The organism is Pseudomonadota bacterium, assembly GCA_037200975.1.
Lineage (GTDB): Bacteria > Pseudomonadota > Gammaproteobacteria > Steroidobacterales > Steroidobacteraceae > CADEED01.
Window position 1 is genome coordinate 3,594,399 of sequence record JBBCGI010000001.1, and the last position, 15,049, is coordinate 3,609,447.

13 protein-coding genes and 1 tRNA gene are annotated in these 15,049 nt (G+C 62.7%); 8 read left to right on the forward strand and 6 right to left on the reverse strand.

Annotation, left to right across the window (positions count from 1 at the left end; all coding sequences use genetic code 11):
* Positions 1-6 precede the first annotated feature (6 nt).
* The 3 genes from WDO72_16230 to WDO72_16240 all read left to right on the forward strand — a co-directional run bounded on the left by WDO72_16230 (position 7) and on the right by WDO72_16240 (position 2,693).
* The gene (locus tag WDO72_16230) at positions 7-957 is read left to right on the forward strand and encodes a rhodanese-like domain-containing protein (protein ID MEJ0087221.1); all 951 of its coding nucleotides are present in this window, start codon (positions 7-9) and stop codon (positions 955-957) included.
* Positions 946-1,031: transfer RNA gene (locus tag WDO72_16235), tRNA-Ser, on the forward strand. Before WDO72_16230 ends, WDO72_16235 begins: the two co-directional genes overlap by 12 nt.
* Positions 1,032-1,073: 42 nt before the next feature.
* Complete coding sequence (locus WDO72_16240) at positions 1,074-2,693, forward strand: hypothetical protein (protein ID MEJ0087222.1); 1,620 nt, start codon at positions 1,074-1,076, stop codon at positions 2,691-2,693.
* A 73-nt stretch (positions 2,694-2,766) separates the two neighbouring features.
* Here WDO72_16240 and WDO72_16245 read toward each other — a convergent pair whose 3' ends face one another.
* From WDO72_16245 to WDO72_16255, 3 genes are all read right to left on the reverse strand, one after another.
* The gene (locus tag WDO72_16245; protein ID MEJ0087223.1) at positions 2,767-3,138 is read right to left on the reverse strand and encodes a DoxX family protein; all 372 of its coding nucleotides are present in this window, start codon (positions 3,136-3,138) and stop codon (positions 2,767-2,769) included.
* A 63-nt stretch (positions 3,139-3,201) separates the two neighbouring features.
* Complete coding sequence (locus WDO72_16250; protein ID MEJ0087224.1) at positions 3,202-3,849, reverse strand: response regulator transcription factor; 648 nt, start codon at positions 3,847-3,849, stop codon at positions 3,202-3,204.
* Positions 3,846-7,061 carry a two-component regulator propeller domain-containing protein gene (locus WDO72_16255; protein ID MEJ0087225.1) on the reverse strand — a complete coding sequence of 1,072 codons (3,216 nt, stop codon included), beginning with the start codon at positions 7,059-7,061 and terminating at the stop codon, positions 3,846-3,848. Before WDO72_16255 ends, WDO72_16250 begins: the two co-directional genes overlap by 4 nt.
* Before the next feature lie 235 nt (positions 7,062-7,296).
* Between WDO72_16255 and WDO72_16260 the strand changes: the two genes are divergently transcribed.
* The 5 genes from WDO72_16260 to WDO72_16280 are packed head-to-tail and all read left to right on the forward strand — an operon-like array spanning position 7,297 to position 12,332.
* Positions 7,297-8,889: an SMP-30/gluconolactonase/LRE family protein gene (locus WDO72_16260; GenBank protein MEJ0087226.1), complete on the forward strand. Its 1,593-nt coding sequence runs from the start codon at positions 7,297-7,299 to the stop codon at positions 8,887-8,889.
* 17 nt (positions 8,890-8,906) lie between these two features.
* Positions 8,907-9,767, forward strand: coding sequence for a VOC family protein (locus tag WDO72_16265; GenBank protein ID MEJ0087227.1), 861 nt, complete (start codon positions 8,907-8,909; stop codon positions 9,765-9,767).
* A gap of 13 nt (positions 9,768-9,780) precedes the next feature.
* Positions 9,781-11,115, forward strand: coding sequence for a carotenoid oxygenase family protein (locus tag WDO72_16270; GenBank protein MEJ0087228.1), 1,335 nt, complete (start codon positions 9,781-9,783; stop codon positions 11,113-11,115).
* 27 nt (positions 11,116-11,142) lie between these two features.
* Positions 11,143-11,571, forward strand: coding sequence for a putative quinol monooxygenase (locus WDO72_16275; GenBank protein MEJ0087229.1), 429 nt, complete (start codon positions 11,143-11,145; stop codon positions 11,569-11,571).
* Between the two features lie 32 nt (positions 11,572-11,603).
* Positions 11,604-12,332, forward strand: coding sequence for an alpha/beta hydrolase (locus WDO72_16280; GenBank protein MEJ0087230.1), 729 nt, complete (start codon positions 11,604-11,606; stop codon positions 12,330-12,332).
* Positions 12,333-12,350: 18 nt separating this feature from the next.
* Here WDO72_16280 and WDO72_16285 read toward each other — a convergent pair whose 3' ends face one another.
* From WDO72_16285 to WDO72_16295, 3 genes are all read right to left on the reverse strand, one after another.
* Positions 12,351-13,631, reverse strand: a complete 1,281-nt coding sequence (locus WDO72_16285) for a putative porin (GenBank protein MEJ0087231.1) — start codon at positions 13,629-13,631, stop codon at positions 12,351-12,353.
* 51 nt (positions 13,632-13,682) lie between these two features.
* A complete protein-coding gene (locus tag WDO72_16290; protein ID MEJ0087232.1) occupies positions 13,683-14,195 on the reverse strand; it encodes a hypothetical protein in 513 nt (170 codons plus the stop codon).
* Between the two features lie 273 nt (positions 14,196-14,468).
* Positions 14,469-14,993, reverse strand: a complete 525-nt coding sequence (locus WDO72_16295) for an Lrp/AsnC family transcriptional regulator (GenBank protein MEJ0087233.1) — start codon at positions 14,991-14,993, stop codon at positions 14,469-14,471.
* Between the last annotated feature and the right edge of the window lie 56 nt (positions 14,994-15,049).

The window sequence follows — 15,049 nt, forward strand, 5'->3', positions numbered from 1 at the left end:
CGCGCCATGGAAGCGCTGATCCACGTCATCGAAACCTACGGACTCTGGGTGGTCTTCATCAGCGTGCTGCTCGACCAGGGCGGGCTGCCGACTCCTTCTTATGCACCGATGATCGTCACGGCGGCGCTGGCCACCGATGCGGGCGAGCCGCTGTGGCCCATTCTGCTCGTGGGCTCCGTGGCCGCACTGGTGGCCGACGTCAGCTGGTTCGCGGGCGGCCGCCGCTACGGTGCGCAGTTGTTGCGCCTGATGTGCCGCATCTCGCTCTCGCCGGATTCCTGCGTCGGAACCACGCGGCGCATCTACGAGAAGTTCGGTGCGCCCTCGCTCATGCTGGCCAAATACATCCCCGGCTTCGCGGCCGTGTCCACCACGCTGGCCGGCCAGGCGGGCACGGGCTGGATGCGTTTCCTGATATTCGATTTCCTCGGCGCCGTGCTCTGGGTGAGTGGCGCGCTGATTCTGGGCGCGACCTTCCACGAGGCGGTGGAGGCGTTGCTGAACACGCTCGAAGATCTGGGCCACATCGCCGTGGCGATGTTGTTGTTAGCCCTCTTGCTGTTCGTCGCCTACAAGCTGTGGCAGCGCCATCGCTTCCTGCGCGAGATCCGCATGACGCGTATCTCGTCCGAACAACTGCGTGCAGAAATGCAAGCCATGCCCGGACTGATGCTCATCGACGTGCGCAGCGCTGAAAGCCGCGCGCGCAGTGGATGGATTGCCGGCAGCATCAGCGTGCGCGACGTCTCCGAGCTCAAGATCGACACGAACAACGCCATTGTCGTCTACTGCGATTGCCCGAACGATGCGTCGGCGGCGGTGGTTGCACGCAAATTGAAGGCGATGGGATTCAAACACGTGCGTCCGCTGGCAGGCGGCATCAGCGCCTGGCGTGCGCAGGGGTTTCCGGTCGTCGAAATCGCAACCGATGCACCCGCATCCGCAGCAAGCGGTTGAGTATTCAAGTTCAATTGACTGGTCAGCCGCTCTCATAAAGCCGGGATCGAGGGTTCGATTCCCTTCCGTGTGCTTGCTCACGTCAAGGTTCGGCCGCGATTACAAGAGAAAGCCTCATGCCACCGTTCCACTGGCGAATCCGCTTCCAACTCATACAGGCCTGGTTTCGGTTCGGGCTTTTTCGGAAACACCGTCCGATTGATCGGATCCGGGAGAGTTGGGGTCGGGAAGCCCGCAAGGAGCCTTGGCTTTCGACGACGCTCTTCGATCTAACGCGAGACGCCGCGACGGAATCAGTCGACGACGGGACTTGGACCGACCTGGAGTTTGGCCGGTTGTTCTCGTCCATGGATTCGACACTGACCCCTTTGGGCAGCCAGTGCCTCTATCGCAAGCTGCGTATCTATCGGGATGATCCAGGCGAGCTCGAGAAGGACTACGCTGCGTACCAAGTACTCAGGCAGAACACTGTGTTACGCGAGCAGTTGCAGCTGAGCCTGTGGCCACTGCGAAAAGACTCCGATGCCCTTACATGCGGGAGCCTGTTCGGCAAACTGCCCGACAATCCGCGCTTGACGGGCTTGGTTCTGGCGATGTCAGTCGTATCGCTGTTGGTGATCGCAGCCACGATCCTGAATCCTGCACTGGTGTGGCTATTGGGTACGATGGTCCTGTGCAACATGGGCATCGTGGTATTCGTACGCCACGACATCCATGAAACTTTCCTGGCGACCGAAAGGCTCGGCAGGATGATTTCTGCCGCCGCGCGTGTCGCGAAACTGGCCGCGCCAGGACCAGTTTCCCAACCGACAAGATTGAGCATGATTCTCAGCAACACTGCAGATCTGCGCCGGTCATTCCGGTGGTTTCTTGCTGACCGTAGCAACGATTTTGTTGCATCGTTCTACTTCTGGCTCAATCTACTTTTCCTAGCTGACCAAGTGGCGGGGGTATTGGTTGCGCGAAGTATGCGGCGTCATCGCGACACGCTCTCTCAAGTATTTCTGCAAGTTGGCTCCCTCGATGCTGATATTGCGATTGCCTCGTGGCTGCAGCGGATTCCCGCCCATTGCCTGCCTGCGATTACGAGCGAGAAGACGATCGAGTTCATCGATGGTTTCCACCCGCTACTTGCCGCCCCGGTCGCCAATTCGGTCGCTCTGCGTGGGCAATCGGCGCTCGTTGTCGGCACGAATATGGCGGGCAAGACAACCTTCATCAAGATGGTTGGCGCGAACATCATTTTGGGCCGCACCCTCGGCATGTGTTTTGCTTCGGCGGCCGTTATCCCGCGATCGAAAGTCATGGCCTCGATTCGGGCTGAGCATTCGATCGAGTCTGGCAAGAGTCACTTCTTCGCCGAGCTCGAAAGAATCCTGGCCTTTGTGCAAGGCGCGGAGCGCGATGGTCGAGACGTGTTTCTAATCGATGAGCTCTTTCGTGGTACCAATACACCTGAGAGGATCGCTGCCGGCAAGGCAGTGCTCGAGTCCCTCGGGGCGCACGCGCAGGTGCTTGTAACGACACACGACGTCGAGTTGCAGAACCTGCTGGGACCAAGCTTTCTTGCGTTTCATTTTGTCGAGAATCCGGATCTGCCAGAGGTCTTTGACTACCGGTTACATTCAGGGATCTCCACAACCAAGAATGCGATCAAGCTTTTGGAGAAGGTGGGATTTCCGCCGGATATAGTTAGAGAGGCGCGGCGCTTGGCCGATACCTTTGTGGTTCGATAGCCGAGACCATGCCCAAAATACATCAGACTCGACCGTCATCGCGTACGGGTAACTGAAGTCGACTTGCGAGGACTCATCGTTCTAGATCGATGCGCTTGCGTCCATAGAGGCGCGCGTCGATCGACCAGTACCCCGGGCCGAGCATCACGAGACTCACGCCAATTAATGCGAGTATCAGATGGGTCGCCGCGAAAGTTCCGCCCGCGCATGCCATTACGCCCTGAAGGATCGCGTGGCACGACGCGGCAAAAGGAGTCCACAGTCCTGCAAGAATCATTACGCCCGTCAGACAGCTGAGCATGCTGAACCAGCCGATCGAATCGACGGGCGATCCCGACAGTTTTGCGAGTCCCATGACCAATAACGGCGCGCCACAGGTCAGGCGCAGCGTCAGCAGGCCGTATCCCGGCCATCCGTTTGGAAACGTGGAGAACAATCGTTGCATGGGCTCTCACGAGCCTACGGAAGTCGGCCGCCAGGGAAGACCCTCGAACCAGTAGTTCGCCAGTTACCCCTTCGAGGGAACGCCGCTCTCCAGAAATCCGCGGTTCATCGCCAATGTCACGGCGTGTGTGCGGTCGTTGGCGCCGAGCTTCGCGATGATGCGCTTCATATGTGCCTTGGCGGTCTGCTCCGTGATGAAGAGACGCGCTCCAATCTCCTTGTTGGAGTTGCCGGCAGCCACGAGTTTCAGTACCTCGATCTCGCGCTCCGAAAGCGCCTCTTCGCCCACATGCGAGGCGAGCTCATTCGCCACGTCCGGATGAACCCGCTTCTGGCCGAGATGCACCGCGCGAATGGTTTCGAGCAGTTCCTTGCGTACCAGCCCCTTGAGGACATAGGCGTATGCGCCCGCCTTGAGCGCGCGCTCCGCGAGCACATCGCCGCCGTAGGTGGTCAAGATGATGACCTTCGCGTTCGGAAACTCGCTGCGGATGGCAATCAATGCGTCGATGCCGCTCATCTCGGGCATTTGTATGTCGAGCAGCGTCACGTCGGGGCGAACTGCGCGAAACCGCTCGACCGTTTCGCGCCCGGTCGCCGCTTCTGCCACGAGCTGCATGTCGCTTTGCGTTCCAATGAGCGCCGCGATTCCCTCGCGCAGCAGCGGATGATCGTCCGCCGCCAGCACCCGGATTGGCGTAGTGGATTTCAAGGATGTCTCCGGCGCGCGAAGAAACCGGCCAGCAGGCGCCGCTTCATCGCGCCGTCGTAGGCCACCCGCGCCGGCACCGATAGTTCGATCTCGGTTCCCGCGCCGCGGTCGCTCCAGACCGCGAGGCGGCCGCCGAAAGATTCAGCTCGTTCGCGCATACCTTGTAGCCCCCAATGGCCGGCTCGCTGTCCGGCACGCGCCACATTCGTGTCGATGCCGATTCCATCGTCGCGGATTCGCAGTATGAGCGCGCCCTCCGCGTAGTGCAGCGCCACCTCGATTTGCCGCGACTTGGAATGCTGAACCGCGTTTCGCAAGGCTTCGCGCGCGATGCGGTACACATCGTCGCGGATGAGCGGCGCGATGGGCCGGGGCTTGCCTTCCACGATGACGCGGAAGGAAGGCGCAGGCCCGGTGCTCGCAGTGAGCTCCGCTCCGAGCGCCGCCAGTGAATCGGCAAGATCGCTGACGAGCAGCACGTTAGATCGCAGGTCGTGCACGGCCGCGCGGCCCTCCGCGATGGCGCGGTCGCCACCGTCGAGCGCGGTTTCGAGGAGCACCGCGGCCTCGGGAGCTCTGTCCGGCAGCAGCGTACGCACGGCTTGAATCCGGAACATCAGCCCCTGAAAGCCCTGCAGCAGCGAGTCGTGCAGCTCGCGCGCGATGCGTGTCCGCTCACTCACGCGCTCATCCAGCCGCAGGCTGAACTGTTGCGAGATCTGCCGGATGCGCAAAATGTACGCCACGAAGATCGCCGCCAACACGATGAGTACGAGCAGCGTCCTGAACCACCAGGTTTCCCACCAGGGTGGCTGTATCTCGATGGCAACTGCGAGACCCGGCTCGCCCCAGGGACCGCGGCTGGTCGCGCCCTGAACGCGAAATAGATAGTGACCTGGGCGCAGGGCGGTGTAGTTGGCGAAGCGCCGATCGCCGCCCACTTCTTGCCATTGGTCCTCGATTCCTTCGAGACGATAACGAAAGCGATTCGTCGACGGGCTGCGGAAACTCAAGCTGGTGAACGCGATCGAGAAACTGTTCTGATCGTGGAGCAGCGTGACCGCTCGTGAGTAGTCGAGCGCGCGGGACAACGGCGCAGCCGGGCCGGGCGCGACCGGTACACCGGCCAGCTGGAAACCGGTGAGCGCCATGGGCGGCGCGTAGTCGAGATCGCGCACGTCTTCCGGTTTGAATACGACGCCGCCCGCAAAACCACCGAAGAACATCTCTCCCGAAGCGCCGCGATAACACGCGCTCCAGCCCGTGAAATCGAGCCCGGGCAGGCCATCCGCGAGCGAATAGTTCTTGAAAATCTTGCGCGAGCGGTCAAGGCGCGACAGTCCTTCACTCGTTCCCATCCACAGATCGCCGTGGCTGTCCTCGAACACGCAGCTCACCGTGTTGCTGGGCAGGCCGTCTCGTTCGCTGTAGTACCTGCTCTCCCCCGTTTCCACGTCGTAGCGAAAGAGGCCATTGCCTGTTCCAGCCCATACGGCTCCGGTGTGATCCACGTGCAGGGTCTGCACACGTTTGTACAGGCGCGCGCTCGCGTGCTGCAGGCGGACCGGTGTGAATCGCGCGGTTTCGGGATCGAAGCGCTGCACGCCATCGCCGTCGGCATCCAGCCAGAGCGCGCCGCGCGCGTCTTCCACGATCGACCGGTACACGTGCGGAGTATTCGGCTTGCCGTGCCGATAGGTGGTGAATCCGCCTGTGGCGGAATCGAATCGGTTCAACCCGTCGAGGGTGCCGATCCAGAGCCGTCCGTGCGCGTCATAAAAGAGTCGAATGACCCAGTCGTCACTCAGACTGGCTGGATTGCCGTTGTCATGGCGGAACGCCTGTAGTTGCCCGGTAGTCTCGAGCCGGTACAGTCCCTGGCCTCCAGTGCCGATCCACATTGCCCCAGTGGACGGATCTTCGACGACCGACAGCACTTCACTCGCGATCCCGCTTCCCGGGACATCGAGGTGCGTGAGTTGGCCGCTCTTGCGATCGAGCCGGTTGAGTGCGCCGGACGTTCCCATCCAGAGGATGCCGTGGCGATCCTCGTACAGGACGTTGATCAACTTCTCGCCCAGATTGTTAGGATTGCGCGCGTCGAATGGCAGCCTGGTGAACGGCAGGGCCGTCGTCATGAAAAAGCCAGGCTCGGTCGCGTGGAACCCGGTCCAGATGAGGCCTTCGCGATCCTCGAACAGCGTGGTGATGCGATTCTCGGAGAGGCTCTCCAGGTTCGCGGGATCGTGGCGATAACGCGTAAATTGCTGCCGCGCGCGGTCGAACTTCAGGATGCCGTTGGAGAGGGTTCCCACCCACAACGTGCCATTCCGGTCTTCGAGCATCGAGCTGACACCCGTCTGAGCGAGCCGTGGTGAGTCCTTGCTGGCGAAGGAGTAGCGCAGGAGGCGCTGCGTGCGACGGTCCAGGATTGCGAGACCATTGCCCGACTCCTGCATGATCCAGAAGGTGCCGGCGCGGTCTTCATAGAACGTGGGTTCGTCCGGCTCATGCAAAGACACGTGCAGCGTGACGCGACCGCTTTCCCGATCGAACCGATCGAGTCCCGCGGAGCTCGTCACCCAGAAGGCGCCGGATCGGTCCTCGCCACTGGACCTGACTACACTGCTGCTGAGGCTGAAGGGGTTGGTGCTCTCGTGCGCGAAGCGTTGCACGGTACCGGTCTGCGGATCGAGGCCATACAAGCCGTTGCGCGTGGACAACCACAGGCGGCCTTCACGATCCTGGCTGATGTGCCTGACCGCGCCACTAGTCTGGGCGGCGGGCGATTGCTCTAGCTGGTAGTGCACGAACTTTTCCGTGACCGGATCGTAGCGATCGACCGAATAGGCGCAGCCCACCCAGATCCGTCCTTCGCGGTCGCTGAATAACGCCGTGATGTGGACGTCGCAGACGCTCTGTGGATCGTCGGGATCGTTCTTGAAAACCCGGAACCGATAACCGTCGTAGCGATTGAGACCGTACTGCGTACCGAACCAGAGAAATCCGCGCTGGTCCTGAACGATATCCGTCACGCGCTGCTGCGAGAGGCCCTGCGAGCGGGACAGGCGCACGAAACGAAGATCCTCCGCGTCGGTCACGCCGATCGGGACGATGCGCGGATCGATCCGCGCACGGGGAGGTGCCGCCAGAACACCGGTCGAAGTGACGACCATCAGGAAGGCCAATGCGAAGCGAGCGGCAAATCCCATGGGTTGTTTGGCGCACTGAACTGACTGGAGGCGCCGAGACTCTAGCAGCGAGTGCACAACCGGGGTAGCGCAACGCTCGATCGTGTACTCGAAAGGGGTATTGCAAATGCCTGCTTTGGGGAGCCGCGCCGGAATCCTTGAGGTGCAACGATGAGCGCCAGGGATGGAGCCGCCGGGCTTCGTGGATGACCGACGCGAATTGGGGGTCAGGGTGCGATCGCCTATCTATTGGAGAGTGGCCGCGGCAACGGGAATCGTGCTGGTGGGCGTCGTGGCGTATCTATGCGCTTGGCCCGTGCCCGCGGAACCGCGGTCGTGGATCGCGCCGGTGCCACCGGGTTACGTCGGCGCGTTTGCACCCAATACACGCCTCGCGGATCTGCGCACGATCGATCTCGGCGCCGACTCCGGGCCCGAGCACATCGCGATCGGCCCGGATGGCAAGCTCTACGCCGCGATGAACGGTGGCGCGCTGCTGCGCATGCAGCCCGACGGCGCGAATCGCGAGACGTTTGCGAACACGGGCGGACGGGTGCTGGGGTTCGACTTCGACGCACAGGGCCGGATGATCGCGGCGGACGCCATGAAGGGTCTGCTCGCCATTGCACCCGATGGATCCATTCGCGTGCTGGCTGACCGCGTGAGTGCGGACGATCCGATCCGCTACGCCAATTCCATCGTCGTCGCGCGCGACGGAACTATCTACTTCACCGACGCTTCCGGACGTTTCGCACCCAGCGACTGGGGCGGCACGCTCGAGGCGAGCGTGCTCGACATCCTCGAGCAGGCGGCGACCGGCCGGGTGCTTGCGCATGATCCCGCGACCGGGCTCACCCGCATCGTGGCGCATGGGTTCTCGTTTGCCAACGGCATCGCGCTGTCCGCCGACGAGCAGACGTTGTTCGTGTCCGAGACGGGCCGCTACCGGATCTGGAAAGTCGACCATGCGGCGCGCGATCTCGACGTGCGCAGCGGTTCGCTGCAGGCGAGTGTGCTAATCGACAACTTGCCTGGTTATCCGGACAACCTCATGCGTGGCCGCGATGGCCGCATCTGGGCCGGCCTGTTCCGGCCACGCAATCCGGCGGCGGATGGACTGTCGCAGAAGCCCGCGATGAGAAAAATCTTGTTGCGCCTGCCCAGCTCGCTGTTGCCGGTCGGCGATCCATATGGGCACGTCTTTGCATTCACCGAGGATGGCCGGGTCGTCGAAGACCTGCAGGATCCCGCTGGCGTCTATCCGCAGACCACGGGTGTCACGGAAACCGCGGATCGTCTCTACATCCACAGCTTGAACGCGCCAAAGATCGGATGGCTGCCGCGCCCGGCATCGGAAGATATCTACGTCCTGCGCAGCATCCGGGAAGTGAAGGCACCCGAAGTCGACTGGTGTGCGGCTTCGAGAACCGGCTTCGAGCCGTTCGCCACCGACGCCGAGCGATTCTTTTCGTTCTGGAGCATTCGCTCGCAGCCGGAAGACGGCCGCGTCGTGGACGTGAAACAGACTCGCGTCGCGGAACTGCGCGCCTGCTTCGGCGCAACGCCCGAACGCGCGCGGCAGTACTTCTATGCCGAGATCCAGCTCGGCGAGGTCTCGTTTCGCGGCAGCGGCGAATGCCTCGCGCTCATGACCGACTTCCCCGAGCCCGGCCTGTTTCCCGTTCGTTGTCAGCTCGTCCTGAGCGGCCTGCCGGCACCGTACGTCGGCGGACTTCTGACGACCAACACGATCACCAGTGCCGCCCGCTTCGGCGGCGAATCGAACCCACCCGGCTACACACAGGCGTCGATCGCCACGATCCGGTTGTGGAGGAGAGCACACCAATGAACGAGAGGAGACCAGACATGCCAGAGCATCAAACTACTGACGACACCGATCACCAGCGCCGGGTGGTACTCCAGGCTGCCGGATTCGCGATGGTCGGCGGGCTGGCGGCCGCGACCAGTACCACCGCGGACGCCGCACCGTATGGGCGTGCGCCGGGTAACGCTGCGACGGATGGCGCGCCGCTCGGTGCGCGGTTGCAGGGCGTGCAGCATTTCGGGCTCACCGTGCAGAGCATGGACCGTGCCTATGCGTTCTACACCGACGTGCTCGGCGGCACGGAAGTGATGCGCGATGGCGATTTCCAGGGCGAGCGCATCCACAACACGCTGCTGACCGACCAGGAGATCGAGGCGCGCGTGCGCCGGGTCAATCCGCGCACGCTGGGTATTCCGGACCTCAAAGGCGGCGCGCAGCGCCTCGACGTGCGCTTCATCCAGTTCGACAACGTGGTGATCGAACTACTGCAGTACCGCGACGCCACGCAGTCGGCCGGCAGCGGCGCCGCCTTCGCCGAGCCGCTCGACCACATGAGTCCCGCATTTCCGCGAATGATGCACATCTGCTTCCACATCCGCGATGACGTCGACTTCAACAAATTCATCGCCGACCTCGAAGCCGAATCCGCGCGGCGCGGCATGCCGCAGGTCCGGGCCAATCGCGTGCTCACGGTGACCACCGAGCAGGAGCGGCTGGCCGCACCGCTCGACGCCAACAGCAACGGCATCACCGAAGGCAAATCGAACGGCTGGCGGCTGATCTATTGCAAGGGACCCGAAGGTGAGCAGCTCGAGTTCGTGCAGGCGCTCGGGCCGGTGAAGCGGACGTTCGATGACGCGCTCAAGGCGCGTCAGAAGCTCGCGGCCGCTGCTGCAAAATAACCAGGAGATCCCGATGCTCGACTCCGCAAATCCCTATCTAGCCGGCGTTCACGCGCCGATGCGTCAGGAGCTGACGCTGGAGGATCTGCCCGTCACTGGCACCATACCTGCCGCGCTCGACGGCCGGTACTTGCGCATGGGCCCGAATCCGATGACGCCGAATCCGGCGAAGTACCACTGGTTCTCGGGCGACGGAATGATCCATGGAATCCGCATCGAAAACGGCCGGGCGCTCTGGTATCGCAATCGCTGGATCCGCTCGGAGAAGGTGAGCAACGCGCTGAGTGAACCACGCGTCGATGGCCCTCGTCATGCGTTCGACACGGTCAATACCAATGTCGTGCAGTTTGCGGGGAAGACGCTCGGGCTGGTCGAAGCCGGCAGCACGCCGGTCGAGATCGGTGAAACGCTCGAAACGCTGCGTTACTCGGATTTCGGCGGCACGCTCGACGGCAGCTTTGCCGCGCACCCGCACGTCGATCCTCTGACCGGCGAGATGCATGGCGTCTGTTATGACGTGAGCCGCCGCCGTTCGATCCGTTACGTGGTAGTGAAACCCGACGGCAAGGTCCGGCGCGAGGTCGACATCCCGATCAAACACGGTCCGATGATCCACGACTGCGCCTTCACGCAGCGCTTCGCGATCATTCTCGATCTGCCGGTCACGTTCTCTCTGCTGTCGGCGATCACGCGTTACCCGTTTCCGTATCGCTGGAAGGCATCGCATGCCGCGCGGGTCGGGCTGTTGCCGCGCGAAGGCGAGGCACGCGACATCATCTGGTGCCCGATCGATCCGTGTTACGTGTTCCATGCCGTCAACAGCTACGACGCGGCTGATGGCACCGTCGTCCTGGATGTCATCGTTCACGACCGGATGTTCTCCAGGATCAAGGCGGGACCGGACTCGCAACGCGCCGGCTTCGAACGCTGGGTCCTCGATCCGGCGACGCAGAAAGTCGAACGCACGGTCATAGATCCCACTCCGCAGGAGTTTCCGCGTCCCGATGAACGGCGTCTGGGTCAGCCCTATCGCTACGCATACACGATGGCGATGACCGGCTGGTTCCTGGGCTCAGGCCTGTTCAAGCACGACCTGGAAAAACGCACGCGGCAGTTCCACGACTTCGGCTCGCATCGGCATCCCTGCGAATTCATGTTCGTACCTGCGCATGCGGGTGCTGAAGAGGACGAGGGCTGGCTGTTCGGCTTCGTCATCGATGCGAAGGAACGAACCACGGATCTCGTCATTCTCGATGCACGCAATTTCGAAGGCGCGCCGCAGGCCAGCATCCGTATTCCGCACGTCGTGCCGCCGGGCTTTCATGGCAACTGGCTGCAGGACGCTTGAGTCAGAGATGAAAACCGGAGGTATGCAATGCGTCTTCTATCTGTGGTCCTGTCGGTGCCGGTCGCGATGATGGCGGCCGCTGTCCTTGCTGCGCCAGCCGCGACGAAGGCGGGTACTGGTATTCGTTATGCCGAAATCCCGGGCGGCGCGTATGCGGTGGTCGCCGAAGTTCGCGCCAAGCCAGGCAAGGAGCGGGAGCTGCGTGATGCCACGCTCTCGCTGGTTGCGAAGGTCCGCGCCGAGCCTAACAACCTGCTGTATTTCCTGCACGAAGATCGCGAGGCGCCGGGACACTTCGTGTTCTACGAAATTTTCGCCAGCCAGGCGGATTTCGAAGCGCACAACGCGACTCCTCATGTACAGGCCTGGTTCGCCAAGCTGCCCGAGCTCGCCGACGGTGGAGTGAAGGTCGTGCGCATGGAAATCCTGGGCAACCTCACTGGAGACAGATCGTGAATACGACCATGACTTCGCTGGCCGCGCTGGCAATGGGTGCCGGATCTGCAGTCGTCACCGCCGGCCCTGGAGACAAGCGGACGACCGTGGTTCTGGTCCACGGCGCGTTCGTCGATGGATCCGGATGGGCCGGCGTACATCGCATCCTGCGCAACGATGGTTATCAGGTGATCGTCGTCCAGAACCCGACGACTTCGCTGGCGGATGACGTCGCCGTCACGCGAAGAGCCATCGCCGCTGCCGAAGGCGATGTCATCCTCGTGGGCCATTCGTATGGTGGAGTGGTCATCACCGAGGCGGGCAACGATCCCAAGGTTTCGGCACTCGTTTATGTCGCCGCGTTTGCGCCCGATCAGGGCGAATCGGTTTCGGCGTTGAACGCCAATGCGCCGCCCGGTGCGCCGGCTCTGCCGATCCTTCCACCGATCGACGGCTATCTGCTTCTCGACAAGACGAAGTTCCCGGCGGTGTTCGCGGCGGACGTGGCACCGGACGTCGCGCGTTTCATGGCGGACTCGCAGGTTCCATGGAGCGTGCAGGCACTCGAGGGCAAGATCAGCAGTCCGGCGTGGAAGACCAAGCCGAGCTGGTACCTGATTCCGCAGGACGACAGGGTCATTCCGCCCGCCGCGCAACGTGGCATGGCCGGGCGCGCACACGCGACGATTCGCGAAATCGCCGGCAGCCATGCGGTCTATGTGGCCAATCCGGTTGCCATCGCCGCGCTGCTCGAAGAAGTATTGATCGGGAAAAGGAGCTGACCCGGTTGCAACGTTCGCTCAGAAATTCATCAGGAACATGAGGCGCAAGCGATCGATCCACGAATCGTCGGCGGTGCTCGCGACGTGATACGGCTGGTAGTGGTACCAGATGGCGCTCAGCAATGTCTTCGGGCTCGGAACGAAGTCGAAGGTCAGCGCCTGCAGCCGGTAGTTCGTGCCGAGTGCGATGTTGTCGTTGGAGAAGGCCGCGAGCACCGAATCGGTCTCCGCCACCGAATATCCATACGTCACGCGCCAGTCGCGCGGCTGGCTGGCGCGACCGACGGTGAGGTCGACTCCGAAGCCGCTGTCCTCGTCGGTGCGCGCGCCGGTGTTGCGGACGTAGTCGCCCAGGATCCTCAACGGCCAGCGCGGCCCGGCACCCGCCCATGTGGCGCCGACCAACAAATCCGCCAGGTTGAAATCGGATAGATAGTTGCCGTTGGCGTCCAGCAGGTTCGAGCGGAAGTCTCCGCTGTCGCCCCCGGCAATACTTCCGAGCCGATAGTCGTAGTACGCCGCCGAGGCGTCGAATTTCCAATGTCCGAAGACCGCGGTGTCGTATCCGACCTGCGCGCCGACCATCGTGCTGTCCGACGCCGCTGCGCGTTCATCCACGATGAACAGCAGCCCGTTGGTGCGGAACGCACTGCCATTCGCGAAGGCGTGACGATAGGTGGCGCTCGCGCCCTGTGGATTCACATCGCCGTCCCACACCAGATCGCTCCGCGCGAACGGTTGCGGAATCTTTCCGCCGTAGATCTTGAGGTCGCCGAAATTCAATTGCGCGTACGCGAGGTCGAAGCTGACCTGCAGGTCGTCGTCGAAGTTCGACAACTGCACATCGGTGCTGTTGGGATCGTCGGCATCGCCGGTGACGAGTCGCGCTCCGAGCGAGACCGTATCGTTCAGCGCGAACGTCGCGCCCAGGCGTGCACGCAGCTGTCCGCTTTCACGATCCCTCGCGCTGTTGGCATAGTCACCTTGCGTACGCAGGCGAAGGTCGCCGCCCACTGCCAGCCGAGGTTGGGTGTCGGCGGCGGAAGGCGCCGCGGTTACTAGCGGAGCGTTTGGCGCCTTGGCCGCAATCGAAGGGGCCTGCGCCGCCAGCAACGCTTCCAACCGCTGCAGCTTCTCCTCGTTGCGTCGCTGCAATTCGGCGATCTGCGCCTGCTCGGCGCGCAGCTCGGCAATCTGCGACGACACGTCGGCGGTCTGGGACCATGCCTGCGAGCAGCATGTTAGCCCGAGGAAAAGTCCGATCGCGGCGCGTGCCGCAGGATGTGAAATCTGTTGCATGGTTGCCCTTGGCGGCCGAGGCGGGAGGATATCGATCCGGTTTGCGGATGGCTACGGTGACGTCTTCGTCGTCGCCGGTCCCGTTGCTCCCGTCTTCGCCGCCTTTGCGACATCCGGATGCGCGGCGCGCCAGGCGTCGAGTCGCGCCAGCCATTGTCCGGCGCTGATGGGTCCCTGAGTCACCGTGTCGGTGTGTTCGGCGATCATCGAACGGATCTGGATGAAATACGCCGGACCCGTTTCGACTTCGAGCTCGCGGCTCTTCGCATCCATCGCAGCCTGTTGTGCCGCGGTGGGTTTCACCTTCTGCTCGGGCTTGAACACGAGGATGTCCCAGTCGGCGCCATCCTGGTGTACGAACAGCTGCACCGGCGGCTGGCCACCGGCCGCGAGCACCTCGTCGCCTCGCGCGACCAGGCGCATGAACGCCTCGTGTTTGCCGGGCGCGAGCTTGAAAATTTCGAACCAGGCTTCGGGCCAGGGTTTGCCGTCATCGGCCGGCGGTGCGGCGATGGCGCTGGTCGAGCCGAGCGCCAGCACGATGCAGACGAGTACAGATTTCATGGTTCCTCCGAAGGCAGTCAGGACGCGGCGTCAATGAGCACCCGGCATCGGGTGTTCTGGTGGCCGCAATCTGGGCAAATGGAGGAGCGCAGTCCACACGCCGCGTCGGAAGTCACGAGCGCACACAAGCCTTGAGAATCAAGGAAATTCCGTTCGAGCGGCGCAAGAACCAGCGTGCGCTGCGGCCGAAAAAACGCAGAAGCGCGCGGGTGTGGCGCGCAGTTTGATAGGAATGCGCGCGCCGACCGGGAGGTCGGGCCACGCATCACCTCGTCAGCTGCTCTGGCCGGATTTGCGCAGCAGCTTGTATCCCTTGAACGTCTTGATCTGGTCCAGCAGGAAGTGCGAGGTGATTTTTTCCACGCCGAACCCGCCGTTCACCAGCACGGTCATGATTCTTTTCCAGGCGTGGATGTCCGGCACGACCACCCGCAGCATGTAGTCGATGTTGCCGCTCACCCGGAAGGACTCGACGATCTCGGGAATCGCCTCGATGCAGTCGTCGAACTCCTGCAGGTTCTTGATCGAATGTTGTGAGAAGGAGATCTGCGCGATCACGGCCATGACGCTGCTGATTCGGTCCACCTGGATCTGCGCGCGGTACGCGCTGATGAGACCGCGCGTCTCGAGATCCCGCACGCGCCGCAGGCAGGCGCTGGGTGACAGCGCCACCCGATCCGCGAGCGCCTGATTGGTGATGCGCGCATCCTGCTGCAGCACCTCCATGATCTTGAGGTCGATCTGATCGACCTCTTCGAAACTCGTCGTCGTGGCCTTCTTGTCTTGCGGGCCGATCATGGAACGATCCTATCAATCTCGCGGACTCGCGGGTAAAGGATCTGCTTCTTTTTACC